Annotated in this window: 26 protein-coding genes; 18 read left to right on the top strand and 8 right to left on the bottom strand. The window is 65.8% G+C overall.

The window, feature by feature from the left end; genetic code table 11:
* Positions 1–6: 6 nt before the first annotated feature.
* Both QMC81_07680 and QMC81_07675 read left to right on the top strand, forming a co-directional pair.
* Entirely contained in the window at positions 7–708 is a 702-nt protein-coding gene (locus tag QMC81_07680; protein MDI6907349.1) for an ABC transporter permease, read from the top strand.
* Positions 705–1,448, top strand: a complete 744-nt coding sequence (locus QMC81_07675; GenBank protein MDI6907348.1) for an ATP-binding cassette domain-containing protein — start codon at positions 705–707, stop codon at positions 1,446–1,448. Before QMC81_07680 ends, QMC81_07675 begins: the two co-directional genes overlap by 4 nt.
* Positions 1,449–1,771: 323 nt before the next feature.
* Here QMC81_07675 and QMC81_07670 read toward each other — a convergent pair whose 3' ends face one another.
* Positions 1,772–1,978: a hypothetical protein gene (locus tag QMC81_07670; GenBank protein MDI6907347.1), complete on the bottom strand. Its 207-nt coding sequence runs from the start codon at positions 1,976–1,978 to the stop codon at positions 1,772–1,774.
* Between the two features lie 157 nt (positions 1,979–2,135).
* Here QMC81_07670 and QMC81_07665 point away from each other — a divergent pair, with 157 nt between their 5' ends.
* The 4 genes from QMC81_07665 to QMC81_07650 all read left to right on the top strand — a co-directional run bounded on the left by QMC81_07665 (position 2,136) and on the right by QMC81_07650 (position 3,810).
* On the top strand, positions 2,136–2,300 hold the full coding sequence (locus tag QMC81_07665; protein ID MDI6907346.1) for a CD1871A family CXXC motif-containing protein: 165 nt from the start codon (positions 2,136–2,138) through the stop codon (positions 2,298–2,300).
* Positions 2,301–2,371: 71 nt separating this feature from the next.
* Positions 2,372–3,250, top strand: a complete 879-nt coding sequence (locus QMC81_07660) for a 4Fe-4S binding protein (GenBank protein ID MDI6907345.1) — start codon at positions 2,372–2,374, stop codon at positions 3,248–3,250.
* A gap of 38 nt (positions 3,251–3,288) precedes the next feature.
* The gene (locus QMC81_07655; protein MDI6907344.1) at positions 3,289–3,474 is read left to right on the top strand and encodes a hypothetical protein; all 186 of its coding nucleotides are present in this window, start codon (positions 3,289–3,291) and stop codon (positions 3,472–3,474) included.
* Positions 3,475–3,492: 18 nt separating this feature from the next.
* Entirely contained in the window at positions 3,493–3,810 is a 318-nt protein-coding gene (locus tag QMC81_07650) for a TlpA disulfide reductase family protein (GenBank protein ID MDI6907343.1), read from the top strand.
* Positions 3,811–3,977: 167 nt separating this feature from the next.
* Here the strand turns inward: QMC81_07650 and QMC81_07645 are convergent, their stop codons facing one another.
* From QMC81_07645 to QMC81_07635, 3 genes are all read right to left on the bottom strand, one after another.
* Entirely contained in the window at positions 3,978–4,187 is a 210-nt protein-coding gene (locus QMC81_07645; GenBank protein ID MDI6907342.1) for a hypothetical protein, read from the bottom strand.
* 82 nt (positions 4,188–4,269) lie between these two features.
* A complete protein-coding gene (locus tag QMC81_07640; GenBank protein MDI6907341.1) occupies positions 4,270–5,721 on the bottom strand; it encodes an MFS transporter in 1,452 nt (483 codons plus the stop codon).
* A complete protein-coding gene (locus QMC81_07635) occupies positions 5,688–6,602 on the bottom strand; it encodes a cation diffusion facilitator family transporter (GenBank protein MDI6907340.1) in 915 nt (304 codons plus the stop codon). The genes QMC81_07640 and QMC81_07635 overlap by 34 nt, the downstream gene beginning before the upstream one ends.
* A gap of 173 nt (positions 6,603–6,775) precedes the next feature.
* On the opposite strand from QMC81_07635, the gene QMC81_07630 reads away from it, so the two are divergent.
* From QMC81_07630 to QMC81_07620, 3 genes are all read left to right on the top strand, one after another.
* Complete coding sequence (locus QMC81_07630; GenBank protein ID MDI6907339.1) at positions 6,776–6,970, top strand: hypothetical protein; 195 nt, start codon at positions 6,776–6,778, stop codon at positions 6,968–6,970.
* Between the two features lie 122 nt (positions 6,971–7,092).
* Positions 7,093–7,404, top strand: a complete 312-nt coding sequence (locus QMC81_07625; GenBank protein MDI6907338.1) for a hypothetical protein — start codon at positions 7,093–7,095, stop codon at positions 7,402–7,404.
* 123 nt (positions 7,405–7,527) lie between these two features.
* Complete coding sequence (locus QMC81_07620) at positions 7,528–8,754, top strand: cysteine desulfurase family protein (GenBank protein MDI6907337.1); 1,227 nt, start codon at positions 7,528–7,530, stop codon at positions 8,752–8,754.
* Here the strand turns inward: QMC81_07620 and QMC81_07615 are convergent.
* Together QMC81_07615 and QMC81_07610 are read right to left on the bottom strand one after the other, a co-directional pair.
* Positions 8,672–8,938 carry a hypothetical protein gene (locus QMC81_07615; GenBank protein ID MDI6907336.1) on the bottom strand — a complete coding sequence of 89 codons (267 nt, stop codon included), beginning with the start codon at positions 8,936–8,938 and terminating at the stop codon, positions 8,672–8,674. The two genes, QMC81_07620 and QMC81_07615, sit on opposite strands and share 83 nt — an antisense overlap.
* 128 nt (positions 8,939–9,066) lie before the next feature.
* Entirely contained in the window at positions 9,067–9,426 is a 360-nt protein-coding gene (locus QMC81_07610; protein ID MDI6907335.1) for a DUF2512 family protein, read from the bottom strand.
* Between the two features lie 129 nt (positions 9,427–9,555).
* Here QMC81_07610 and QMC81_07605 point away from each other — a divergent pair, with 129 nt between their 5' ends.
* The 9 genes from QMC81_07605 to QMC81_07565 all read left to right on the top strand — a co-directional run bounded on the left by QMC81_07605 (position 9,556) and on the right by QMC81_07565 (position 21,320).
* Entirely contained in the window at positions 9,556–10,773 is a 1,218-nt protein-coding gene (locus tag QMC81_07605; GenBank protein ID MDI6907334.1) for an MFS transporter, read from the top strand.
* 46 nt (positions 10,774–10,819) lie between these two features.
* Entirely contained in the window at positions 10,820–12,013 is a 1,194-nt protein-coding gene (locus tag QMC81_07600) for an aminotransferase class I/II-fold pyridoxal phosphate-dependent enzyme (GenBank protein MDI6907333.1), read from the top strand.
* 5 nt (positions 12,014–12,018) lie between these two features.
* Positions 12,019–13,095 carry a DUF2325 domain-containing protein gene (locus QMC81_07595; protein MDI6907332.1) on the top strand — a complete coding sequence of 359 codons (1,077 nt, stop codon included), beginning with the start codon at positions 12,019–12,021 and terminating at the stop codon, positions 13,093–13,095.
* A 165-nt stretch (positions 13,096–13,260) separates the two neighbouring features.
* On the top strand, positions 13,261–13,515 hold the full coding sequence (locus QMC81_07590) for a ferrous iron transport protein A (GenBank protein ID MDI6907331.1): 255 nt from the start codon (positions 13,261–13,263) through the stop codon (positions 13,513–13,515).
* A complete protein-coding gene (locus tag QMC81_07585; protein MDI6907330.1) occupies positions 13,496–15,487 on the top strand; it encodes a ferrous iron transporter B in 1,992 nt (663 codons plus the stop codon). The genes QMC81_07590 and QMC81_07585 overlap by 20 nt, the downstream gene beginning before the upstream one ends.
* Before the next feature lie 193 nt (positions 15,488–15,680).
* A complete protein-coding gene (locus QMC81_07580) occupies positions 15,681–16,157 on the top strand; it encodes a metal-dependent transcriptional regulator (GenBank protein MDI6907329.1) in 477 nt (158 codons plus the stop codon).
* A gap of 153 nt (positions 16,158–16,310) precedes the next feature.
* Positions 16,311–18,404, top strand: coding sequence for a ribonucleoside triphosphate reductase (locus tag QMC81_07575; GenBank protein ID MDI6907328.1), 2,094 nt, complete (start codon positions 16,311–16,313; stop codon positions 18,402–18,404).
* Positions 18,405–18,612: 208 nt separating this feature from the next.
* Complete coding sequence (locus QMC81_07570) at positions 18,613–20,622, top strand: ATP-binding protein (protein ID MDI6907327.1); 2,010 nt, start codon at positions 18,613–18,615, stop codon at positions 20,620–20,622.
* Positions 20,619–21,320 carry an anaerobic ribonucleoside-triphosphate reductase activating protein gene (locus QMC81_07565; GenBank protein MDI6907326.1) on the top strand — a complete coding sequence of 234 codons (702 nt, stop codon included), beginning with the start codon at positions 20,619–20,621 and terminating at the stop codon, positions 21,318–21,320. Before QMC81_07570 ends, QMC81_07565 begins: the two co-directional genes overlap by 4 nt.
* Here QMC81_07565 and QMC81_07560 read toward each other — a convergent pair.
* The gene (locus tag QMC81_07560; protein ID MDI6907325.1) at positions 21,294–23,129 is read right to left on the bottom strand and encodes an ATP-binding protein; all 1,836 of its coding nucleotides are present in this window, start codon (positions 23,127–23,129) and stop codon (positions 21,294–21,296) included. The genes QMC81_07565 and QMC81_07560 overlap by 27 nt on opposite strands.
* A gap of 140 nt (positions 23,130–23,269) precedes the next feature.
* A complete protein-coding gene (locus QMC81_07555) occupies positions 23,270–23,740 on the bottom strand; it encodes a hypothetical protein (GenBank protein MDI6907324.1) in 471 nt (156 codons plus the stop codon).
* Positions 23,741–23,904 lie beyond the last annotated feature (164 nt).

Here is a 23,904-nt window from a genome sequence, read left to right as displayed (position 1 = left end):
TAGATCGTGGGCGTTTACGCCGAGGGATTCGCGGAGGCGGTCCGCCTTCTGATATCGCTTGATCCGGAGGTTTACGACATCGTCCTGCGCACCCTGCGCGTTTCGACGACGGCGACGGTGGTCAGCGTCCTGCTGGGGGTGCCCCTGGGGACCTACCTGGCGCTGCACCGTTTCGCCGGGCGGCAGTTGACCTTGAGTCTGGTCTACCTGGGGATGGGCTTCCCCCCGACGGTGGTCGGGCTGGTGACCTGGCTGACCCTGGCGCGCTACGGGCCGCTCGGGTTCCTGGGGCTGCTCTACAGCCAGACGGCGATGATCATCGCCCAGGCCATCATCGCCACCCCGATCGTGGCCGGGTTCACGGTGGCGGCCATCCAGTCCGTGAACCCGAAGATCAGGCTGCAGATCCTGGCCCTGGGCGCCTCGCGCGGCCAGTTCCTGTGGCTGATCTGGCGCGAGGCGCGCCTGGGCCTCCTGGCGGCGATCATCGCCGGCTTCGGCGGGGTGATCTCGGAGGTCGGGGCCTCGATGATGGTCGGGGGGAACATCGCCGGGATGACGCGGGTGATGACCACGGCCATTGTCCTGGAGGTCTCGAAGGGCAAGTTTGAGCTGGCCACCGCGCTGAGTATTATCCTCCTGGCCATCTCGTTTATCATCACGGGTGCCCTGACATACCTGCAGCAGAGGGGGCGGCAGCCGGCATGAACGATGCGTCGCTCACGGGTGCCGCCATTGCCGCCGAGGGGCTGCGCCTGGTCAAGGGGCGGCACCCCATCCTGGAGATCCCGGCCTTTACGGTGCGCCGCGGCCAGGTCCTGGCCCTGGTGGGACCGAACGGGGCGGGGAAATCAAGTCTTTTGCAGGTTCTGGCGCTCCTGCAGCGGCCGACCGCCGGCCGGGTAATCGTGGCCGGGGAGACAGCCACCCGCGCCAACAACCTGGCCCTGCGCCGGCGGATGGCCGTCGTCTTCCAGGATGCGCTGCTCCTGGACACGACGGTGCGGGAGAATGTGATCCTGGGCTTGAAGCTGCGGGGCGTGCCGCGGGCGGCGGCCCTGGAGCGGGCGCAGGCCTGGCTCGAGCGGCTGGGTATCGCCCACCTGGCGGACCGCCCGGCGCGCTTCCTCTCGGGCGGGGAGGCGCAGCGCACCAGCCTGGCGCGCGCCTTCGCCCTGGAGCCGGAGGTACTGTTCCTTGACGAGCCCTTCTCCGCCCTGGATTACCCGACGCGGGTAGGCCTGCTGCGGGAGATGGGCGATATCTTGAAGGGCACGGGGATCACGACTGTTTTCGTCACCCACGACTATACCGAGATTCCCTACCTGACCCGGGACGTGGCCGTCCTGCGTGACGGCCGTCTAATCCGCGAGGGTGACGTGGAGGAACTCTTCGGCATCGCGGGCGTTCCGTCGGCCACGGCGCGGATGCCCTGGGAAAATGGTTAAACATTGTCCGGGTCAGCGCTAAAGCAGTTTCGCCTACCCGATCGTCGCCGGGGGCCGGGTTATGACCCGCAAGCCCTGGTTCGGCGGCCGGGATGCGCCTCTGATCTTTACGTCCTTCGACGACGCCTTCCGCTACCTGGTCAGCCGGCCTTGTTTTTTCTCAACCGCGAGCAGGCCCCGGGCTACGCCCGGACCAGGACCCTCCCCGTGTCCGTTGCATGGGTCGGGGTGACCCTCAGGCGCTCCTAGGGCCGTCCAAAAGGAAACGGGCCGGAGTGCCCGGACGGCCTCCGGCCCGTTGTGAGTGGACTGCGCCTGTGCTTTCAGGTTTGGATCTTCTCATAATCGCCGCAGTGCTTGGCGGAGATCCCGGTTTCGGGCGTCCAGACCAGGATCGCCCCGTCGCAGGTCTGGAAAGTCAAGGGTTCGTCGGGGATGACGCCCTGCTGCAGGTAGGTCGACTCCACCGCGTATTCGAAGCGTTTTTTCTTCTTGCATTCCTTAATTTTGGTACAGGTGGCGCAGAGCATGACCCATCCCCCTCCTCTCCCCCGGCAACACCGTCGCCGGACGGCGTACCCGGGTCGCCTCACCGGCGCCGCGTGTCCTAATTATAGCACATGGGACGTATCCGGGGGCGTTTACGCGCCGCGCGCATAGCGGTTATAATGGCGGGAGAGACGAAGGGTGGTTCTAGGCATCGGGGAGGAGTCGGTCAGGTTGCGCAAGGGCTCTTTGCTTCTTCTGGCGCTCGGGCTGGCGCTGGCATGGGCCGGGCTGGCCCGCGGGGAGGGCGGGCAGGTCCTGGCGAAGGCGGTCCGGATATGCCTGGAGTGCATCGGCCTTGGCTAGGATGACGCTTGCATAACATCGCCTGGCAATTGGGAAGTGAGTGGTGACGGATCTTGCAGGGGGCTCCGAAGATGCGGGCGGCGCGCCTGGCCGGCCTGCCGCGGCGGTTCTGGCAGCTTGCCGCCACGGCGGCGGCGAACGGTTACTGGCCGGGATTCGCCCGGGGAACCATCTACCAGGGTCCGGCGAAGAAGATCTGCCTGCCCTTCTTGAACTGCTATTCCTGCCCGGGCGCCCTGGGGGCTTGTCCCGTCGGCTCGGCCCAGGCCATCCTCGCCGGACCCGTACATGCCGTCCCCCTTTACGTGCTGGGCGTCCTGATGGCTGTGGGGGTGGTGGTGGGACGGGCCGTCTGCGGCTGGCTTTGCCCCTTCGGGCTGCTGCAGGAGGTGCTGGCCCGGCCCCGGGCGAGGCGCAGGCGCCTGCCGGGATGGCTCCTGGGGGGCAAATATGTGGTCCTGGCCCTGACGGTCGCCCTGCCCGTCATCTGGCTCGGGGCCGGCGGGATCGGGGCGCCGTATTTCTGTAAATACCTCTGTCCGGCAGGGACGTTGGAAGCGGCCGTCCCCCTGCTGGCCGCCGATGCCTCTCTCCGTGCGCTTGCCGGACCGTTGCTGGTCTGGAAGTTCCTGGTCCTCGCCGCCTTCCTGATAGCCATGGTTTTCGTGTACCGGCCTTTTTGCCGGGTGGCATGTCCTCTGGGTGCCTTTTACAGTCTGCTGAACCCGGTCAGCATCTGGCGCCTGGAACGGGACCGGGCGCGTTGTATTGGTTGCGGCGCGTGCCGGGCGGCCTGCCCCCTTGACCTTCCGGTGGACGAGCAGCTGAACGGGCGGGAGTGCGTCCGCTGCCTGGAGTGCACCCGGGCCTGTCCCAGTGGCGCCCTGAGCTTCAGGTGCGGCCCGGCATCAATTCGGTCGTCGGTCGTCAGGCCTCGGATACCGGGATAGACAGTGAGGAGGTGAACGAGATTAGGAAGGCCTGGCTTTTGATGATGGTCTTATTCTTAGCCCTTTTCCTGGCGTCCTGCGCCGGCGTGGGCGGGAAGAAGACCCCTGCAGGGGCGGCCGCCCCATCGTTCAAGGCGGTGGACATGGAAACGGGGAAGACCATAACCGTCCCGGACGCGTACCGGGGGCGGGCGCTGGCCCTGCTCTTCTTCTCTGCGGGGTGAGGCTCATGCGTCCAGGAGGTGCTGCAGTTGCAGCCCTACACGGCCGGGTGGCGGGAGAGAGGCCTGGACATTGTGCTGGTCACGCGCGACACGGCGGAAAGTGTCGAGGTCCTCTTGCGGGAGAACAACCTTTCATACCCCGTCCTGCTGGACACGATGAATGAGGGCGGTAAGGCCTACAACGTGGGGGGCATTCCCCACACCGTATTCATCGACGCCGGGGGAACCGTGCGCCGGACCCACATCGGCTGGGGTGGCGGATCCCTGAAGCAGTTCAAGGCCGAGGCGGAAAAGGTAATGCCCTCTCAAGATGGTTCGCCGGCATCGCTGAAGTGAAGGGGCCTGCCATGGGGTCGTGCGTCTCCTGATGAAGCTGCCTGTGGACCGTAGGCAGCCCGCTACTACCGGCGGGCGTTGGGGAACCGGCCATTCCGGGGCGCCGCGGGGGATGGGGATCGGATGCGGAGGATGCTCCGGACCGGTTCGGGCCGTCTCGCGGTCTTTCAGCCCGCCCGTCCGGAGGCCTGCAGGAGTTGATGCCCCTCGCTGGTCAGATACCAGAAGGGTCCCACCTGGTAGACCAGTCCCATGGAAGAGAGCTGCTGCGGTTCGCCCTGCAGCCGGTTAACGTGTACCGGCTGGGAAGCCTCGTAGAGCTGCCGCAGGAGGCGGCGCTCCCGCTCGCTCAAGGATTGCCAGAAGACGTCGAACATTGTCCACCTCCGGCGTGCTTTTTCTTAATATAGGGGTATGGTTACGCCGTTGTCAATATTACCACAAGATTCCGCCAAGTGGTCAGGCCTTCGCCGGCCGGTCGCCGTCGCCCCGGACCAGGGAGGTTATGACACCTATAAGGCCCAGACCCGCCGATACCATCAGGGCGTCGTGCAGGGCGGCGACGAAGGCCCGGTCCTGCAGCGCGCCGCCCGACAGCCCCGCGGCGTGGAGGCTCGCGTGGTGGGCCGCCAGGCGGGTGTTGAAGACCGCCCCGGCCAGGGCGACCCCCATGACCATCCCGATGTTGCGCATGCTGGCCATAAAGCCCCCGGCCAGCCCCTGGTGTTCGCGGGGCACGGCTCCCATGATTGCGCTGTTGTTGGGCGCCTGGAAGACCCCGTTGCCCAGGCCGAGTAGGAGGAGCGGTCCGACGACGGCCCAGGTCCGGCTGCCGGCGTCCAGGGCGGCCAGGAGCAGAAGGCTCACCGTTCCCAGGCCCATCCCGAGTGCGGCCAGGGACCGGGACCCGATACGGTCCGAGAGAGCGCCCGCGAGCGGCGCCACGACCATCATTGTAAGGGGAAAGGACGAGAGCAGGAGCCCTCCGGCGGCCGGGGCGAGGCGCAGGACCTCCTTGAAGTAGAAGGGGAGGAGGAAGACGACGGTGTACTGGACGATGAAGTTCAGCAGCTGGCTGATGTTGGCGGCACTGAACACGCGGTTTCGGAACAGGGCCAGGGGCACCATGGGATGAGGAATGCGCCCCTGGTGCCGGATGAAGAAGGCGAAGCCGGCGGCGGCCAGGATCAGCAGGCCCAGGACGGGCGGCGTGGACCAGCCCCACTCCTGACCGTGGCTCAGGGCCAGGAGCAGGCTGCCCAGGGCGACGAAGAGGACCAGCGAACCCGGCAGGTCGAAGGGCCGCTCGCGCCGCACCCCGGGGGCCAGGACGCGCCAGGACAAGAAGAGGGCTGTGATGCCGATGGGCACATTGAGCAGGAAAATGTAACGCCAGTCGAAGTAGTAGAGCAACAGGCCGCCGACCGTAGGGCCGAGCGCCAGCGCCATGGCGACCGAGGTGCCCAGGAGGCCGAGGGCCTTCCCCCGCTCGGTGGCTGGGAAGGCGGCCGTCAAGACGGCCGGGCCGATGGCCATCACCATCCCGGCCCCCAGTCCCTGGAAGACGCGGCAGGCGATCAGGACGTGGATGCTGGGGGCCAGGGCGCAGAGGGCCGAGCCGACGGCGAAGAGGAAGAGGCCCAGGTTGTAGAGCGGCCGGTGTCCGTAGATGTCGCCCAGCCGGCCAAAGGTGAGCAGGAGGCTGGAGATGATCAGGAGGTAGGCCATGACGACCCATTCGGTGGTGCCCAGGCTGGCCTGGAAGGCGGTGCCGATATAGGGGAGAGCGATGTTGACGATGCTGGCGTTCAGGGCGGACATAAACGTGCCCAGTCCCACCGCCGCCATCGTGGGCCATTTGCCCGCCGCGCCGGGGGTCACGGTTTTTCTTTCAGCGGGGTGGTGTCGCATTTGCGGCACTGGTCACACCTTTCGTCACAGGGTTCGATATGGATCATGACCTCGGAGCGCGGGAGACGGGCCTCGATCGTCTGCTCGATGCGGTCGCACAGGCGGTGGACCTCGGCCAGGGGGCGGTTGGAGGGGGCGACGAGGTGCAGGTCCACGAAGCGGTAAGGGCCGGCTTTCCGGGTGCGGAGGGCGTGGAAGTCGAGGTACTCGCCCTTGTATTCATCCAGCACGCTGCAAATCAGCTTTTCGTCCTCCTCGGGCAGGCGGACGTCCAGGATGCTCTTCATCGACTCCCTTATCAGATCGTACGCGGCCTTAAGGATTAAGAGGGCGATGACGATGGCCACCGCGGGGTCGAGGATCGTCAACCCGGTGAGCTTGATCAGCCCGAGGCCGGCGAAGACCCCGAGAGAGGTGTAGACATCGGTCCGCAGGTGCCAGGCGTCCCCGGCCAGGGCGGGGGAATCGGTCTCGCGGGCGACCTTGAAAAGGGCGTGGGAAACGTACATGTTGACGGCCGCCGAGAAGCCCATGACCGCGGCTCCCAGGCCGAGGGCGTGGACCGTGTGCGGTTGAAAGAACTTGGGGACGGCCTGGGCGATGATCATTACGGCGGCGCCGGCAATCAGCAGGGCCTCGATGATACTGGCCACGTTCTCGAACTTGCCATGGCCGAAGCGGTGCCGTTCATCGGCGGGCTGGCCGGACTTGCGGACCGAAAGGAAGGCGATGACGGCCGCCAGGAGGTCGAGCCCCGAGTGTATGGCCTCCGAGAGGACGCTGACCGATCCCATGGCCAGACCGACGAGGAGCTTGCCGGTGGTGAGCAGGGTATTCGAGGCCACCGACAGCCTGGCGACGGCGACTTTCTTATCGTCCATAAAGCTGCCTCCCGGTCCGCCAAGCTTCTGCGGATGGTGGGGATTAAGGAGATTCTATCACCGGGGACGGGCGAAAGGCAACGTGCGGCCTTGCGCGGGGGCCCGTGGATATGACATTATGGGAGAAAGGGCTCCGGGCCTGACAGGTAATTTGTGAAAGGAAGAATAGGACTTTGTTTTCCAGTTCTTATGTTCTCCGTCTAATCTCCGGGCTGTTGTTCATCGCCGCCGGGGCGACCTTCCTGTTTATCGGCCGGGAGGTGATTAACTTCGTCCTGGCGGGTCTTTTCATCTTCGCCGGCGTGGTTAATATCGCCCTGATCTTCGTTTTTAAGAAGATATTTGAGAACTTCGACGAGAAGAGATAGTTTTAGACCGCATTTCCTGTTTTGTCCTTTGACCTCGAGGGGCTGTCTTGCTACAATATTTCAGTAAGCCTTTTGCAGGCCCCTCGACTATTGCCGGAGGTACAGACGGGAGGGATGCGGCGATGCGAAGGGTAGCGCACGAAATGGAGGGGCATCTGCGGCTGGGAGCGGCTGTGCTCAAAGAGGTCGTCCGTGACATCAGCCGTGGGCCGTATGGTCCTGACCGTTCGTCCTTCCTCTCAGCTGTCGGCTTTCTGCGGTCACCTCTTTTCGCGGTGATCTGTGACGGCCTGGGGATGGACCACGTGGTGGCGAAGAAGAGGATTCTTGCCCTTTCGGGTTCGAAGGGACAAGGGCTGCAGGCCCTGCGCAGCAAGCGCCGGTGGCGGCCGCGCCGCGAGTGGACGATTTCACGCCAGCGCCTCGCCAATTAGAGTCTTCCGTTTCCATGCGCAAACGAGGCCCGGGATGGATATCCCGGGCCTTTCTCGTCGTTGTGACGATCGCGGCCCCGCCCCATATACTGTTAGTGCTGCGAAAGGGGGAGACTTACGCGAATGACGATGGGTTACCCGGTCTACCTCGACCATGCGGCGACGACGCCCGTGCACCCGGAGGTCCTGGCGGCCATGCTCCCGTATTTCGGCGAGGTCTTCGGAAACCCGGCCTCCGGCCACGGCTTCGGGCGGCGGGCACGGGCGGCCGTGGAAGAGGCGCGGGAGAAGGTCGGCGCTTTCCTGCACGCCGCCCCGGATGAGATTATCTTCACCAGCGGGGGCACGGAGGCGAACAACCTGGCCGTCAAGGGATCGGCCTGGGCGTTGCGGGAGCGCGGGCGGCACCTGGTGACGACGGCCGTCGAGCATCAGTCGGTGCTCAAGTCAGGCCGTTTTCTGGAGGAGCAGGGGTGGCGGGTCGCCCTGGCCTCCGTGGACCCGACGGGGCGGGTGGACGTGCAGGCCCTGGAGGCCCTCGTGGAACCTGACACCGTCCTCATATCGGTCATGCACGCCAACAACGAGGTGGGCACCCTGCAGCCGGTGCGGGAGGTGGCCGCCCTGGCCGCCCGGCGGGGGATCCTTTTCCACGTGGATTCCGTGCAGACGGCGGGTTGCGAGGAACTGGACGTCCGCGCCCTGGGGGCGGACCTGGTGAGCCTGTCGGGGCATAAGATTTACGGGCCGAAGGGCATCGGGGCCCTCTACGTGCGCCGTGGAACGCCCCTCGTTCCGCTGGTGAGCGGGGGCCTCCAGGAGAGCAAGAGGCGGGCCGGCACGGAGGACCTGGCCGCCATTGTGGGGCTCGGGCGCGCGGTGGAGGTCGCGGCCCGGGACCGCGGGGCGGTGCGCGGCAAACTGGCCCGGCTGCGTTCTCTTTTCCTGCGGGGGCTCTTGGACAGGGTGGATGGTGTCCGGGTGAACGGGCATCCGCGGGAGGTCCTGCCCGGGCATCTGAGCCTTTCCTTTAAGGGCCTTGAAGGGCGCGCCCTGGCGGCGGAGCTGGACGCCCTCGGAGTGGCCGTGGCCACGGGCTCGGCGTGTACGACCGGCAACCCCCGGCCCTCTCACGTCCTCCTGGCCATGGGGATCGAACCCGGGACGGCGCTGGGCACCATCCGGATCAGCATGGGGCGCGGCACCACCGAGTCCGAGATCTCTTACCTCCTGGAGGTGCTGCCGCCGCTGGTGGAGCGGTTACGCGCTACGGCTCCTCCATCGGGCGGCGTGCCGGCGCCACATACTGCGGCCGTTGACAGAAGGCGCGCCAGCGCCGGAAAGCGATAATGCGCAAGACCACGAGGCGGACCAGGAAAACGGCCCCGGCCAGAGCCAGAAGCCCGGCGATGACGGCCCCGATCCCGCTTCCCAGCGCGTTCAGGAAGTTGAGATGGTTCTCCAGTACCGCCCCGGCGAGGAAGGTCCCCAGTGTGCTCCCGAGGGTCGCTTTCCTTCTCCAACCCCATGGCATCGACGTACCATCCCCCTCCCGCTATTATTCCAAATATTACCACGTTCGTTGCACCCGGGATAAGGGCTAAAGAATTGTATTTTAGGGCGGAGGACGGCGAAGCGGGAAGGGCGGGTGCGGAGCGTGGCTCATGAAGGCGGGGAGACGTCGACTCCTCCCGTGGTTTCCAGGTAACGGTGATAAAACCATTCGGCAGCACCCGTCAGCAGGGCGGCGAGGACGACGGCGTTAAGGGAGACCCCGAAGCCGGCAAGGACGAGCTGTACCGCCCAAATTATGACCCCGGCGAGCGCGACGTCGATGGCTGTGGCCACCCGGTTACCGAAATTGGGGAGGACCCAGGTGTCGCCGATGACATAGGCGATCCCGGTCAGGACTACGGCGGTAAGGACGGGGTTCAGAGGGGACAGGCCCTGCCAGAGGCCGAAGACGGCCAGAAGAATGAGCGCCGTGAAAGTAAACTTGAGGGTTAACGCACGCCTATGGATGGGTTTTCGCCTCCTTACGGTCAGGATCAGTTTGCCACCGCCGGGGAAGGCGTTATACGGGCCTCTAGAGGAATGCTGAGAAGGGTGGCGAAATAGTGTACTTCATACGCCTTTGCCGAGGTGATATTTTTGGCCAAGCAGGCGCCGGGCGCGGCGGCCTCACCCGCCGGCGCCGGTGGGGCGCGGCCTGTCCTCTGGACGCGGGACTTCACCCTGATCTGCATCTATAACCTCGTTATCTTCGTCGGCTTTCAGATGCTGATGCCGACCGTTTCGGTCTATGTCGACGCCATGGGCGGAAGCAGGCTGATCGTCGGTCTCGTCACCGGGATCTTCACCGTTTCCTCGGTGGCGGTCCGACCCTTGACCGGGCTGGGGCTCGACCGGCACGGGCGGCGGGGGATCTGGCTGGTGGGGGCCGCCGTCTTCACCCTGGCCGTGGCCGGCTACAACGGGGCGGCGACCGTCGCCCTGCTGCTCGTCCTGCGCGTCATCCACGGCGTGGGGTGGGGTATCGTGACCACCTCCGCGGCCACGGTTGCCACGGACCTGGTGCCCTTACCCCGGCGCGGCGAAGGGATGGGTTTCTTCGGCCTGGGGGCCAACCTCGGAATGGCCGTCGGACCCATCCTGGGTTTCTTCGCCGCCAACCACTACGGCTTCCCGGCCCTTTTCTGGAGCACGGCCGTCCTTTCGCTGCTGGCCCTGCTGGTGATCACCACGATCCGGGTGCCTCCGGTGCGCGCCAGGCACGGGGGGCCGCCGCCGGCGCTCTGGGAACCCAGCGCCCTGAAGCCCTCGCTGGTAATGTATTTCGCTACCTTCACCTGGGGCGGGGTGACCACCTTCATCGCCCTGCACGCCGGGCAGCACGGGATCACCAACGCCGGGGTGTACTTTACCGTCTACGCCATCACCCTGATGCTCGCGCGACCGACTATGGGAATGCTGTTCGACCGCTACGGCCACCGGGTGGTGATTATTCCCGGATTGATCCTGCTCAGCGCCGGGATGGCCATCCTCGGCCTGGCGACGAACTTGCCCATGTTCCTGGCAGCGGCGGTGGTCAGCGGCCTGGGGTTCGGCGCCATCCATCCCGCGCTGCAGGCCCTGGCCGTGGCCGCCTGCGCGCCGACCAGGCGCGGGGCGGCTCAGGCCACCTTTACCTCGTCTTTTGACCTGGGGATCGGCTCCGGCGCCGTACTGCTTGGCTTTTTGGCGCAGTTTGCCGGCTACCAGTGGATGTACATGGCCTCGGCCGGGGTGGCCCTGGCCGGCCTCGCGGTTTACCTGGCGCTGCGCGACTGGCCCGCGCCGGACGGCCCTTGCCCCGCGCCCGGGAGGTAACGTCACAAACCCCACCACCTTATGACAGGGAGAGGAGAGCTGCTAAGTGGAGCTTGCCCGGCGCTTGCAGCGCCTTGACACCGCCGTCTTTTCGGAACTGGACGCCATCGGGCGGGAGGTGAAAGCGCGGGGAGTGGACATCATCGACCTGAGCATCGGCAGCCCGGACCTGCCGCCGGCGCCCCACGTCATCAGGGTCCTGCACGAGGCTCTGGACGAGCCGGACGCCTACCGCTACGCCCTGACCGAGGGCCTGCCCGAGTTCAAGCAGGCTGTGGCCGACTGGTACGGCGAGCGCTTCGGGGTCGAGCTGGACCCGCGGCGTGAGGTCCTTTCATTGATGGGCTCCCAGGACGGCCTGGCCCACATCTACCTTGCCCTGCTGAACCCGGGCGACACGGCCCTGGTGCCGGACCCGGGCTACCCCATCTACAGTGCCGGGGTGATCATCGCCGGCGGGGAGATCCACCCCCTTCCGCTCCTGAAAGAAAACGGCTTTCTGCCCGACCTGGGAGCGGTTCCCCCGGAGGTCGCCCGCCGGGCCAAGGTCCTGGTCCTGAACTACCCGAACAACCCGGTGGCGGCGACGGCCGAGGTACCCTTCTTCGAGGAAGTGGCGGATTTCGCCCGGCGCTATGACATCGTGGTGGTACACGACGCCGCCTACTCCGAGCTGGCCTTTGACGGCTACCGCCCACCCAGTTTCCTGCAGGCGCGGAACGCCCGGGAGGTCGGCGTGGAGTTCCACTCGCTGTCCAAGACTTACAACATGGCGGGGTGCCGGCTGGCGCTCGCCGTCGGCAACGCCCGGGTGCTTGACGCCCTGCGTGTCCTTAAGTCGAACATCGACTACGGCGTCTTCCGGGCCGTGCAAAAGGCGGGAGCCGCCGCCCTGCGGGGGCCGCAGGACGCCGTCCGCCAAACGGCCGCAACCTACCAGCGAAGGAGAGATGTTTTAATCGACGGACTTCGCTCCCTGGGCTGGGACGTTCCCCGGCCGAAGGCCTCGATGTTCGTCTGGGCTCCCCTGCCCGGCGGCTGGACTTCCTCACGGGATTTCGCCGTTACCCTGGTCCGGGAGTCCGGAGTGCTGGTGGTTCCCGGGGTCGCTTTCGGCGCGCGGGGGGAAGGATATGTGCGAATAGCCCTGGTCTGTGGCGAAAACCGGCTGCGCGAGGTCGGGAGACGTCCCGGGGTGCGGGCGGTTATCGCACGGGAGACCTCGCAGGGAAGGGGTTGATCCATATGCCGCGCGAGGCGGTAGCGAGGGTAATCGGGCTGCTGCGTGCCGCACGGGAGGGACTTTACCGGCGACTGCACGAGGAACGCCCGGGGCCGGAAGAGGAAAGGGAACTGGTGGATCGGGCGCATGACCTCCTGCTCTTAGAGGAGGGGCTGCGCAGGTACGAGGACGACCTTGCCGCCGCGGCGGACGGCGCCGGCCCCGGACAAGGCGGAACCGGGGCGGATGCCCCGCCCCCGCTCCCGCCGGCGGAGGCGGAGGAATGGGACCACGTCGGCGAGTTCACGCGGCTGGTACGCGGCGGGATTCTGAACGAGAGCCGCAGCGGGCGGGAGATCTTCGTCCCGGAGGCCGTCGTGCGCGCCGAGGGCATCGAGCACGGCGACCTGATCGGCGCGCGGGACCGGGGGGTCAACGAGCGCGGGGCCCCGGTCTACTACTTTCAGGTCCTGGAGCGGCGAGGCCTGGCGGACACCTCCGGACGGGCAAGTTTCGTGGCCCCGCTGGAACAGCACGGGGGCGCCTGGGGCGCGTACAGTGAAGAGGAAGAGACCTTTGTGACCGTCCCCCCGCAGGACGTAACAAGCCTGGATCTCGCCGAGGGGGACCTGGTCGAGATCGCCTACGAGGCGGGCGACCTCTCCACGGCCCGGGTGGCATGGCGATATGACCCCGGGGAGGCGTTCTTGGACGTGCGCGAACCGCGTACCGCGCCCCGCCGGGACAAAAGGGAGCGGCCGGCCAAAGAGGCCGCGGCCGATGACCGCCTGCCCTTGGACGGCGTAAACGTCCTGGTGGTCGGCGCCGACGCTTACAAGGAGAGCTTCAAGCGCATGTTCGAACGCCTGGGGGCGTCCTTTACCTGGGAATCGGGGTTTATGGTGGGCCGCTTCCTGGAAGGCAAGGTGAAGCGGGCCGACATCGTGGTCATCGTCACCGAGGCGATGAAACATAAGATGCCGGACGTTGAGAACATCTGCGAACGTTACGGCCGCCCCTACGTCTACGCCCCCTCGCGGGGCGCCACGGGCGCGGTACGCGAGGTGCTGCGCAAACTGGAAAAGGACGTGGACGGCTAGTCCGGCGCTCTTTAGACTGACCAGGGGTGCATTTCGGTCGGGATGCACCCCTGTTTTTTTTGTGTTGCCGCCGAAACTCCCCCTTGACGGCGGGCTATTAGTATGCTCTTATAAAGTTAGTCATATCTAATTTAGTTCTACCGCTCTAAGCCAGGGGGTATTTACTTGACGCTCGACCAGGCCACGAGAGGCAGCGTAATCCGCGTCACCGCCATTCCCGACCCGGTTGTCCGGGCCCAGGCCATACGTTTCGGTATCTCGGAGGGCGAAATCCTGACCTGTGCCGAGGTAATTCCCTCCGGCCCGGTCGTGGTCCGCAAGAAGCGCCAGGAGATAGCCCTGGGGCGCCGCCTGGCCCGGCAGATCACGGTCGACTTGCAGGGAAGGGAGGGGCGGGTTGATGTCGCGCTCCGACGCTAACGCTCTTCCCGCGTTCAATCTGCCGGACGGGGGGCGGAAGGTCGTCCTGGCCGGAAACCCCAATACCGGCAAGTCGGTGTTCTTTAACGCCCTGACCGGGCTTTACGTCGATGTTTCCAACTACCCGGGAACGACCCTGGAAATCAGCCACGGACGGTGTGGCCGGGACGTGGTGGTCGACACTCCCGGCGTCTACGGCCTTTCATCCTTCAACGACGAGGAGCGCATCGCCCGCGATATCGTCCTTTCCGCCGACCTGGTGCTGAACGTCGTTAACGCCGCGTACCTGGAGCGCGACCTCTTCCTGACGCAGCAGATCATTGACACCGGAGTGCCGGTCATCGTCGCCCTGAATATGGCGGACGAGGCCCGCCGCCAGGGGCTTCGGGTTGACGTGGCCCTCCTGTCTGAACTCCTCGGGGTGCCGGTGGTCCCCACCGTGGCCGTGCGCGGCGAGGGCCTGGAGGAGGTGAAGGCGCGCCTTTCCGAGGCCTGCCCCGGGAACCCGACCCCCGGCCTGCAGTCCCTGCCGGGCGAGATGGTTGACCGGGTGGGTGGCCGGGGCGAGGCGCTTCTCATCCTCGAGGGCGACCCGCACGTGGCCGCCAGGCACGGGCTGCCGCCCGGGGACCGGCGGGAGGAGATCTACTCCCGGCGGCGCGCGCACGTCAACGGGATTGTGGACCGGGTGCTCGCTGAGGAAGGGCGGGGGGCGGCCTTCGGGCAGCGCCTGGGCCGCTGGATGCTTTCGCCCTGGACCGGTGTTCCCATCCTGGCGCTCGCCCTCTGGCTGATGTACGAGGTCATCGGGCGGTTCGTCGCCGGCGGCGTCGTCGGCTTTACCGAGGAAACGGTGATGCTGGGGTATTACGAACCTGCGGTGCGCGGGTCGGTGGAGCGGTTCTTCGCCCCCGGTTCGGCGCCGTATACCATCCTGGCCGGGGAGTTCGGCGTCTTAACCATGACCGTTACGTACGTCCTCGGGCTGTTGCTGCCCCTCGTCACGGCCTTTTACTTCTTCCTGTCCCTCTTCGAGGACTCGGGATACCTGCCGCGCGTCGCCACCCTGGCCGACCGCGTGCTGACCGGGATCGGGCTTAACGGCCGGGCCGTCATCCCCCTCATCCTGGGCTTCGGCTGCGTGACCATGGCCACCATCGTCACCCGCCTGCTCGGCTCGTCGCGGGAGCGCCGTATCGCCATCTTCCTGTTGGGCCTGGCCGTGCCCTGCTCGGCGCAGATGGCCGTGATCGCGAGCCTGCTCGCCGGGCTGGGGGCGCCCTACGTCACCCTGTACACCCTGACGATCCTGGTCGTCTTTGCGGTCGTGGGGGCGGTCCTGAACGCGGTCCTGCCGGGGAGGTCGACCGACCTGCTCATCGACCTGCCGCCGCTGCGGGTGCCGCGCCCCGGGAACGTGTTGAAGAAGACGTGGCGGCGGTCTTTCCAGTTTCTGCGGGAAGCCGCACCAATCTTCGCCCTGGGGGCGCTGATCATCGGCACGATGCAGGTGACGGGAGCCCTCGATCGGCTGCAGGGTGCCCTGGCGCCCCTGGCCGTGGGCTGGCTGCATCTCCCGGATGAGGCGGCCACCGCCTTTCTGATGGGCATCGTCCGCAGGGATTTCGGGGCCGCCGGGCTGTACACGATGCCGCTCACACCCCTGCAGATGGCGGTGGCCCTCACGACCATCACCCTTTTTGTGCCGTGTATCGCCTCCATGCTGGTCATTCTCAAGGAATTGGGCCGCGGGGAGGCGGTCCTGATGTGGCTTGGGACATGGACCGTCGCCTTTGCCGTCGGCGGCCTGGTGGCCCACGCGGCGGCCCTTTTCCCCGGCAGCGCCTGGGCGGGGGCGGCGGCGGCCGCCGGCGCGCTTATCGGGGCGGGTGTGCTGGGGGCCGCCTTCTGCCGGTTAAGGCGCCGGGGTGCAACGGGGTCGCCGGTGCCGGAGCAGGGGGTGGTCAAGTGAGGAACGGGGTGAAGGATCCGGGCCGTTGCCCCCGGTGCGGCCTGCCGGTCGGGGGCAGCGGGGCCCTGCGCTGCCCGCGCTGCCGGGCCCCGCTGTTGGCGCCGGTCCTCTGCGGCGGCTGCTGTTCACGGTGCAGGGCGGGGCGGTATAATGGTCTAGACCAGGGTCAGGTGGAACCTAAGGGGGGACTCCGGTGTCAGGTTATTCCCCGGCCATCGAGGACTACCTCGAGGCCCTGCACGTGATCGGCCTGGAACAAAAAGTGGTGCGGGTCAAGGACGTGGCGCGTTTCCTCGGGGTAAAGATGCCTTCCGTCGTTTCGGCGGTCAAGTCCCTGGCCGATAAGGGCCTGGCCGTCCAGGAGCCGTACGGGCACATTGAACTGACGCCGAAGGGGCAGGCCGTGGCGCGGGAGGTCTTCGCCCGCCACCAGATGCTTTTCGCCTTTTTCCACGAAGTCCTGGGCCTGCAGGCCGAAGACGCCGAGCGGGACGCCTGCCGGGTGGAGCACCACCTTTCGCCGGCGGCCCGGGAAAGGCTGCTCAAGCTCGTCCAATTCGTGCGCTCCTGCCCCCGCGGGCGGGTGGAGTTCTTGCGCCGCTTCACGCATTTCGCTGAGACCGGGGAGCACGGTGAGTGCCGCGGCTGCCGTCCGGGCGAGGATCATTGATTTTTTGCACTACGGCAATTCCTAAACATATGTTTTGAAGGATAAGTGTTCCTGTTAGGCGAAAACAAACATGGTCCGCTGAATACCGGCTTTCCATTCAGGGGGCCGGTTTTTCTGGTATGGGAACGATATTTGAAAGGGCGAGGAGGACGTATGTTGTTCGAAGTGATCCAGAAACGCGACGGTCGGATCGTTCCGTTTGATCGCAGCCGCATCACCACGGCCATCCTGAAGGCCCTGCGCGCCACCGGCGAGAGTTCATGGGCCGAGGAGGCCGCCCCGGCGGTTACGCAGCGCGTGCTGGAGGCGCTGGCCCGCCAGGATATCCGCACCCCGTCCGTGGAGCAGGTCCAGGACCTGGTCGAGACCGCCCTGATGGAACTCGGCTACTTCGAAACCGCCAAGGCCTATATCCTGTACCGCGAGCAGCACCGCCAGATGCGGGATATGAAGTCCCTGGTGAGCTGCGACCTGATCGAATCCTACCTGAACCAGGCCGACTGGCGGGTGGCGGAAAACGCCAATTCCTCGTTTTCGCTCCAGGGACTGCATAACTACATCGCCAACACCGCGGCCGCCCACTTCTGGTTGGAAAGGGTCTACCCGCCGGAGGTGCGCCGCGCCCACCGCGAAGGCGACTTCCACATCCACGACCTCGGCTACCTTTCGGTGTATTGCGTGGGCTGGGACCTCAAGCAGCTCCTGGAGGAGGGCTTCGGCGGGGTGCCGAACCAGATCGAAGCCGGCCCTCCGAAGCACCTGCGCTCGGCGCTCGGGCAGATGGTCAACTTCCTCTACACGCTGCAGGGGGAGGCGGCCGGCGCCCAGGCTTTCTCCAACCTTGACACCCTGCTCGCCCCCTTCGTCCGGGCGGACAACCTCTCCTATCCACAGGTGCGGCAGGCGCTGCAGGAGTTTGTCTTCAACCTGAACGTACCCACGCGCACGGGCTACCAGACCCCCTTTTCCAACGCCACCTTCGACCTGGCCGTGCCCGGCTTCATGCGCAACGAGCCGGCGGTCGCCGGGGGGCGCGAACTGGCCGCCGGTTACGGCGACTTCCAGGAAGAGATGGATATGATCAACCGCGCCTTTGCCGACGTCCTCTACGGCGGGGACGCCCGCGGCCGGGGGTTCTCTTTCCCGATCCCGACCTATAACATCTCGCCCGACTTCGACTGGCAGGGGGACGTCTCGCGGCGGATCTTTGAGGTCACGGGCAAGTATGGATCGCCCTATTTCGCGAACTTCATGAACTCCGACCTGAAGCCGGAGGACGTGCGGAGCATGTGCTGCCGCCTCAGGATTAACAACCGTGAACTCCTGAGGCGCGGCGGCGGCCTTTTCGGGGCCAGCCCGCTGACCGGCTCCATCGGCGTCGTCACCCTGAACCTGCCCCGCCTGGCCCACTTGGCGCGCGACGAGCAGGACTTCTTCGCCCGCCTGGCCGAGCTGGCGTCGCTGGCCGTGACCTCCCTGGAAATCAAGCGGCGCGTCCTCGAACGCCTGACCGAGGCCGGGCTCTACCCATACTCCCGCCGCTACCTGCGCGGGGTGAAGGAGCGCACCGGCGCTTTCTGGGCCAATCACTTCTCCACCATCGGCCTCGTCGGGGGGCACGAGGCGGCCTTGAACCTTCTCGGTGACGGCATTGAGGCGTCCGAGGGGCGGGCCTTCGCCGAGCGTATCCTGCTCTTCCTGCGCGAGTTCATCGCCGGGATCCAGGAGCGGACCGGCAACCTCTACAACCTGGAGGCCACGCCGGCTGAAGGCGCCTCGCACCGCCTGGCGCGTATCGACAAGAAGCGCTACCCCGCCATCCGGTGCGCCAACGAGGAGGCCTGGCGGAAGGGGGCGGCTCCCTACTACACGAACTCCACGCAGCTTCCGGTCTATGCCACGGACGACGTGTTCGCGGTCATGGACCACCAGGAACGGCTCCAGGAACTGTATACGGGCGGTACGGTGGTGCACATCTTCCTGGGCGAGGCGCTGCCCGACCCGGAGAGCTGCGCCGGCCTGGTCAGCAAGGTCATGAATAACTACCGCGTGCCCTACGTCTCCCTGACTCCGACCTACTCGGTCTGCGCCAGCGACGGGTACCTGAGCGGCGAACACCGCCGCTGCCCGCGCTGTGGCGGCACTACGGAGATCTACTCCCGCATTGTGGGCTACTACCGCCCGGTCAGCCAGTGGAACGAAGGGAAAAAGGCCGAATACGCCGAGCGGAAGATGTTCCACTATTGACCAACATAAAGGTCGGTGGGAAAATATAACATGATGGTCTTTTAAAAAGCAGGAAGGCACGGGGAGCAGGGCCAAAGATGTTACCTCCCTGATTATAAGTTCCGGCGATCTCAATACCAGTCGGGAAAACGTCACAGCCAGGGAAGGGGGAGCCGCTGGATGATAATAGTTCCACAGGGATGTCCACTCCTGCAATCAACGGTGCGCCATGACTGAAGTGTCCTGGCGCCTCCCCCTGGCCTCCTGCAAATGGACCGAACTCCAGGACGCCCTGGCCCGCAGCCTTAACCTGGGCCTCACCGTTGTCAACACGGCGGGGGACATCATTCACACGTCCCACCCGTTTGCTCTCTGCCGGGTGATCGATGAGGCGGGCCTGTGCCAGCTCTGCCGCAGCTTTTACCGCGGCCTGGCCTGGGGCCCGGCCGATCCGGAACCGTCCCGGACCGCGGTCTGCCCGGCCGGCCTTACCCACCGCGTTTATCCCATACCCGGCCTGAACTTGTGCCTTGCCGTTTGCGGGGGGATCTGTGACGGAAAGCCCCCGGCCGACGATGTGCACGCACGTCTGGGTGCCCTGCTGGGGCACCGCTCTTCTGTTCCGGTGCCGCAGCCGCATTGGGCGCCCCGCACGACCGCCGAGGAACTGTCCTGCCGGACGGAGGCCGTCCTGGGGGTGGTGGAATGCGTGACGGGTTCGGCGCCGGATTGTGCCGGCACGCTGCGCAAGGCGGCCGACCTGGTGCTTTCTGTCCCGGACGTGAACGGTTGTGGGCTCAGGGCGATGGCCGACCTGGTGCCGGCGCTGCTCTTTGCCGTCCTGGACGTGGAAGGCGGCTGGTGCATTGTCCGGGCGCCCGACGGGAAGACGCTTTGCGCCGCCAACGGTACGCTGGCCGGTCTAAGGGAACGGCTGGGGGCCTTCGACTGGGAACGCCTGGCCTGGGAGCCGGGCGCCCCGGCGGCGGATGAGCAGCTGGCGCGCATGGACCTCATCGACCTGGCTTCCCTCCGGAGGGCAGTGCCCCTCGTAAGCAGGGGAATGGTTCGCGGGTGGCTCGGTGTGACGGGAGGTGACCCCCCCGCGGTGGACGACGCCTTACAGGTCATGGCGGATTCATTGAAGGTCACCCTGGAGTGTGCCGACCTGTGCCACGGTATCTGGTCCCAGTTCGGCACCTTACTGGACCTTCTCCCTGCCGGCATCCTGCTCCTGGATGCGGAGGGGCGGATCCGCTTCGGGAACCGGCAGGTTATGCGTCTCACGGGGCTTGCCTCGACGGCCCTCTTCGGGCGGGATGTGACAGGAGCCCTGCACATTGTTGCCCCGGCACCGATTATACCTGCCCCGGATGGGGAGCACGTTCCCGTCTCACACCAGGAGATCAAGGTGAACCTGGCAGGGCGTGACCTTGCTTTAGGGGTATGCCATCTGGGGGTGCCGGGGAAGGACGGTTCCCTGCTGGGGAGCGTCCTCATCCTGGGCGATTTCACCGAACTGACGGCGCTCCGGGAGTTCGTGCGGGGACAGGAGAAGGCCGCGGCGGCGGGACAGCTGGCGGCAAGTATCGCGCACGAGATCCGTAACCCCCTGACCGCCGCCGCAGGCTTCCTGCAATTGATTATGGAGTCGCCGGAGTCGTCCAAGGTCCGTGAATACGCCGGCTGGGTCGCCCGTGAGCTGGAGCATGTCCGGCGTATCACCTCCGACTTCCTCTCTCTGGCCCGCCCCCGGCCGCCGGAGCGCCGCCCGGTGAACCCGGCGGAGATCATCGAAGACCTGCGGTTGATCCTTGAGAGCGAGGCTATGCTCCACGACATCACCCTGCAGTTGGACGTCCTTTGCGATTTGCCGACGGTCTGGGTGGACCCGGACCAGATCCGGCAGGTCATTCTTAACCTCGTCAAGAACGCCGTCCAGGCGATGGACGGCGGGGGCCGCCTGCTGATCGGCGTCCGGGCCGACGGGGATACCCTTGTCATTAAAGTATCCGATACGGGCCACGGTATCCCGCCGGAAGTCTTGCCGAATATCTTTCAGCCCTTCCTGACCACCAAGGAAACGGGCACGGGGTTGGGCCTGACGGTTTGCCGGAACATTGTTGAGGCGCATGGCGGGCGGATTGCAGTGGAAAGCAGCGAGGGCGTGGGAACAACCTTCAGGGTGTTCCTGCCCATAGGGAGTGACCTTCCGAAGGGGGATGGGGAAGGGGAGTGACGGACCTGGACTGCCGTCTCCAGCCGATCCTCGCCGGGCTTACGCGGGTCTCGCTGGTCGATTGGCCGGGAAGGGTGGCCTCCGTGGTCTTTACCCGCGGCTGCAACTTCCGCTGTCCGTGGTGCCAGAATCCGGACCTGGTGAACGGCCATCCGGGGGAGGGAGTGGCGGTGGCGGCGGTCCTGGACTATCTCGCCGCGCGCCGCAAGGTGCTGGACGGCCTGGTGGTGACCGGCGGGGAACCGACCCTCTGGCCGGAACTACCTGCTTTTCTCGAGCTTGTGCGGGAGAAGACCGGGCTGCCCGTCAGGCTGGACACCAACGGCTCCCGCCCGGACGTGGTCCGTGCCCTTTTGCGGGAGGGGCTGATCGGACACCTTGCTGTGGATTATAAAGTTCCGTTTGAAGCATACGTCGCTCTTGTCGGCGCCCGGAATCCCGATGCGGTAAGGGAGACCTTGACGGCGGGTCTGGCGGCGGGTTGCGCCGTCGTTCGGACAACGGTGGTCCCGGGATTGCACACGCCGGCGCTTTTGCAGCGCATGATCGATGAACTGCCCGGCCTTACGGCGGACGGTCACCGTCTGCAGCCCTTTCGTCCGGGCACCTGTCTGGACCCGGCCTACAACGGGATGGAAGCCGGTTGCCCGGAGGAAATCAAACGGCTGAAATCAATGCTGCGGTACGGAAACCGGTAACCGTACGGTAAAGGACGTATCGCCGGGGCCGCACTCCATTTCCACGCGTCCGCCGTGTTCCTGCACGATGCGCTCGCAGATCGCCAAACCAAGGCCCGTACCCTGGTCCTTGGTGGTAAAAAAGGGGTCAAACACTCTTCCCCGGATTTCCGGGGGAACCCCCGGCCCGTTGTCCGTGACCCGCAGAAAAACCTCCCCGCCCGTCACACCGGTGCTCAACCAAACCCTTCCCCCTTGCCCGGCGGCCGCAAAGGCGTTGCTCAGCAGGTTCAGGATCACCTGGCGCAGCTGTTCGCCGTCCCCGGCCACCACGGGCACCGGTGTCAGGTCCGCCTTGAGGTTCACCCCGTGGAGCAGGGCCTCGTTCCGGGCGAGGTCGATGGTCGACTGGGCCAGGGCCCGCAGGTCCACCGGCCGGCGGATCGACTGCCGGGGACGGGCCAGCATCAGGAAGTCCGTGATCAGCTTGTTCACCCGGTCGATCTCCCCCATGATGGCCTCCAGGTAGGGCTGGATGTTGCCGATGGGTTCCTCCGGGCGGCGTTCGGCCAGCAACTGGGCGAATCCGCGCACCCCGGTCAGGGGGTTGCGGATTTCATGCGCCACACCGGCGGCCATCTCGCCGACGACGGCCAGGGTGGCCGCCCGGGCCAGGTTGTCCTCCATCCGCCGCCGCTCGGTGACGTCGTTGATGATGATGATCCGGCCGTGACGCCCCCCTTCCGCGTCACGCAGGCTGCTCTGGCTGACAAGGATGTGCTGTTCCCCGCGGGTGAGAGGAACGTTATTCGTGGTCCCCTCAAGTAACCGGGATATATCTTCCGGGCTGAACTTCGCCCAGCGCCAGAGGTCGGGTTCGTCAAGCGCCAGCGCTTCTTCCCGGGAAAGGCCCAGCAGGCGTTCGGCGGCGGGGTTGAAAAGCGTCACATGCCCCGAGGCATCCACTCCGACGACGGCCAGCTCAAGCATCTCCAGGACCTGGTTCGACTGCAACTGGTGCTCGCCGAGGATCGTTACCGCAGTGACGTCACGGACGGTGGACAGCACCGACCCCTGCGGGGTGTCCGCCGGCAGCGGGATGAAATCCAGTTCCAGGTGCCGCAGTTCACCGTCCCGGACGAGGTTCCCCCGGACACTCCGGGTTGCCGTTCCGGCCCTTGCACCGGCCAGGATTTTGCCCAGGTCTCCTTCCACCGTCAGCCCCAGGTCCGCCATCTCAAGGCAAGTTAAAACCCTGGCTTCCTGCCCGAGCATCTTTTCGAAAGCCGCGTTGGCGAACGTGATGCGGTTCCCGTCGTCGAATACGACCAGCCCGTTGGGCCGGCTGTCGAGAACACTGCGGAGAAAAGACCGGTCCCCGGCCAGGTCGCGCGCCATCTGGCGGTTCAGGTCGGTAACCTGGCCCACGAGCCAGCCGATGGTGGCGGCCACGGCGAAGAGGAAGATGTCCTCACCCATCTTCGTGGCGAGGGGTTGCACACCGGCAAGGTGATCAAAAACCATCAGGGGAACTACCGCCAGGAAGGCTGTGAGGAGGCTCGTGCGCCAGCCGTAGTGCAGGGCGCAGAGGATGACCGGGAGGACGACCAGGAGGCGGAAGGGGCTGGCATGGCCGCCGGTGACCGCGACCAGTAGGACGACTGTCCCCGTGGAAAGGATGGCGTAGACTATGCCGCCCCATGACCAGGGCCGGGCGAAACGGAAGTCGGCCAGGTAGAGGTTCCGCTGCAGGATGATCATCAGCCCGATGGTGACCGCCCAGAGAACCGTAACCCCTTGAAGGGAAGTGTAGTAAAAGAAGGGCTTCATAGGAAAATAAGTCAATAGAGCGATCAGGCACGCCAGGAGAAAGAAAAAGTGCCCCGTCCAGTAGTGGGTGCGGAGCGTCTCAATATACGGCTGCAGAAATTCGTTTTCTTTAACGACCTTGGTTCGCTCCCTTCAAGGGGTTATTCTAGTCCGATGCACCGGCGCCAGCCTCCCTCATGCCGCGTCCTGATCAGAAGGGCGGTGGCCAGAAGGAGAATAACATGTGGCAGGCCGCTCAGGATATGGACCAGTTGATTGGCTTCAAAGTCCTGGTAGGTCCATCCCGTGCTCACTAGGATAATCCCCCCGCCGATGATCTCGAAGACGGCCACCAGCATAATCGTCAGCACGGCGGCGATCAATCCCTGTCGCAGGTTCACCCGGTACACCAGGACGAGGAGCGCTGCCAGGAAGACACTGATGAGGATGGTGTGCACACCGAAAGGCAAACCGATGGCACGGAAGACCCAGACAGCGAAGGTTAAGGGGATGGCCACCATCAGCAAAGGGCGGATGGTCCATGGCCGGCGTAAAAGGGCCAGGCAGCAGAGGACGATGGCCATCATTTCGGGCAGGGCCTGACAAAGAACTTCCAGCGGCGTAAGGGCCACGATGAATTAAACCTCCTAACAGACTCAAAAAATGAGCCGGCACTTTCTTAGGGACCTGAACTTCCTCACCCTGGCAGTTCCCCCTCGATCCGGCCTCGGAAGACCGAGGCCAAGTGCCGGAATACAGGTGTGAAGCCCGGCCTGCTCAACTGACTATGATTTTC

This window comes from Thermoanaerobacterales bacterium (assembly GCA_030019475.1).
Lineage (GTDB): Bacteria > Bacillota > Desulfotomaculia > Desulfotomaculales > JASEER01 > JASEER01.
Note: the sequence above shows the minus strand (reverse complement) of the source record. Positions and strands in the feature narration are given on the sequence as shown.

Excerpts from the sequence above, each read along its gene's own strand:
- QMC81_07675 (MDI6907348.1), top strand. The coding sequence starts at position 705 with ATGAACGATGCGTCGCTCACGGGTGCCGCCATTGCCGCCGAGGGGCTG.
- QMC81_07670 (MDI6907347.1), bottom strand. The coding sequence starts at position 1,978 with ATGCTCTGCGCCACCTGTACCAAAATTAAGGAATGCAAGAAGAAAAAA.
- QMC81_07660 (MDI6907345.1), top strand. The coding sequence starts at position 2,372 with ATGCGGGCGGCGCGCCTGGCCGGCCTGCCGCGGCGGTTCTGGCAGCTT.
- QMC81_07645 (MDI6907342.1), bottom strand. The coding sequence starts at position 4,187 with ATGTTCGACGTCTTCTGGCAATCCTTGAGCGAGCGGGAGCGCCGCCTC.
- QMC81_07640 (MDI6907341.1), bottom strand. The coding sequence starts at position 5,721 with ATGCGACACCACCCCGCTGAAAGAAAAACCGTGACCCCCGGCGCGGCG.
- QMC81_07635 (MDI6907340.1), bottom strand. The coding sequence starts at position 6,602 with ATGGACGATAAGAAAGTCGCCGTCGCCAGGCTGTCGGTGGCCTCGAAT.
- QMC81_07625 (MDI6907338.1), top strand. The coding sequence starts at position 7,093 with ATGCGAAGGGTAGCGCACGAAATGGAGGGGCATCTGCGGCTGGGAGCG.
- QMC81_07620 (MDI6907337.1), top strand. The coding sequence starts at position 7,528 with ATGACGATGGGTTACCCGGTCTACCTCGACCATGCGGCGACGACGCCC.
- QMC81_07615 (MDI6907336.1), bottom strand. The coding sequence starts at position 8,938 with ATGCCATGGGGTTGGAGAAGGAAAGCGACCCTCGGGAGCACACTGGGG.
- QMC81_07595 (MDI6907332.1), top strand. The coding sequence starts at position 12,019 with ATGCCGCGCGAGGCGGTAGCGAGGGTAATCGGGCTGCTGCGTGCCGCA.
- QMC81_07585 (MDI6907330.1), top strand. The coding sequence starts at position 13,496 with ATGTCGCGCTCCGACGCTAACGCTCTTCCCGCGTTCAATCTGCCGGAC.
- QMC81_07575 (MDI6907328.1), top strand. The coding sequence starts at position 16,311 with ATGTTGTTCGAAGTGATCCAGAAACGCGACGGTCGGATCGTTCCGTTT.
- QMC81_07570 (MDI6907327.1), top strand. The coding sequence starts at position 18,613 with ATGACTGAAGTGTCCTGGCGCCTCCCCCTGGCCTCCTGCAAATGGACC.
- QMC81_07560 (MDI6907325.1), bottom strand. The coding sequence starts at position 23,129 with ATGAAGCCCTTCTTTTACTACACTTCCCTTCAAGGGGTTACGGTTCTC.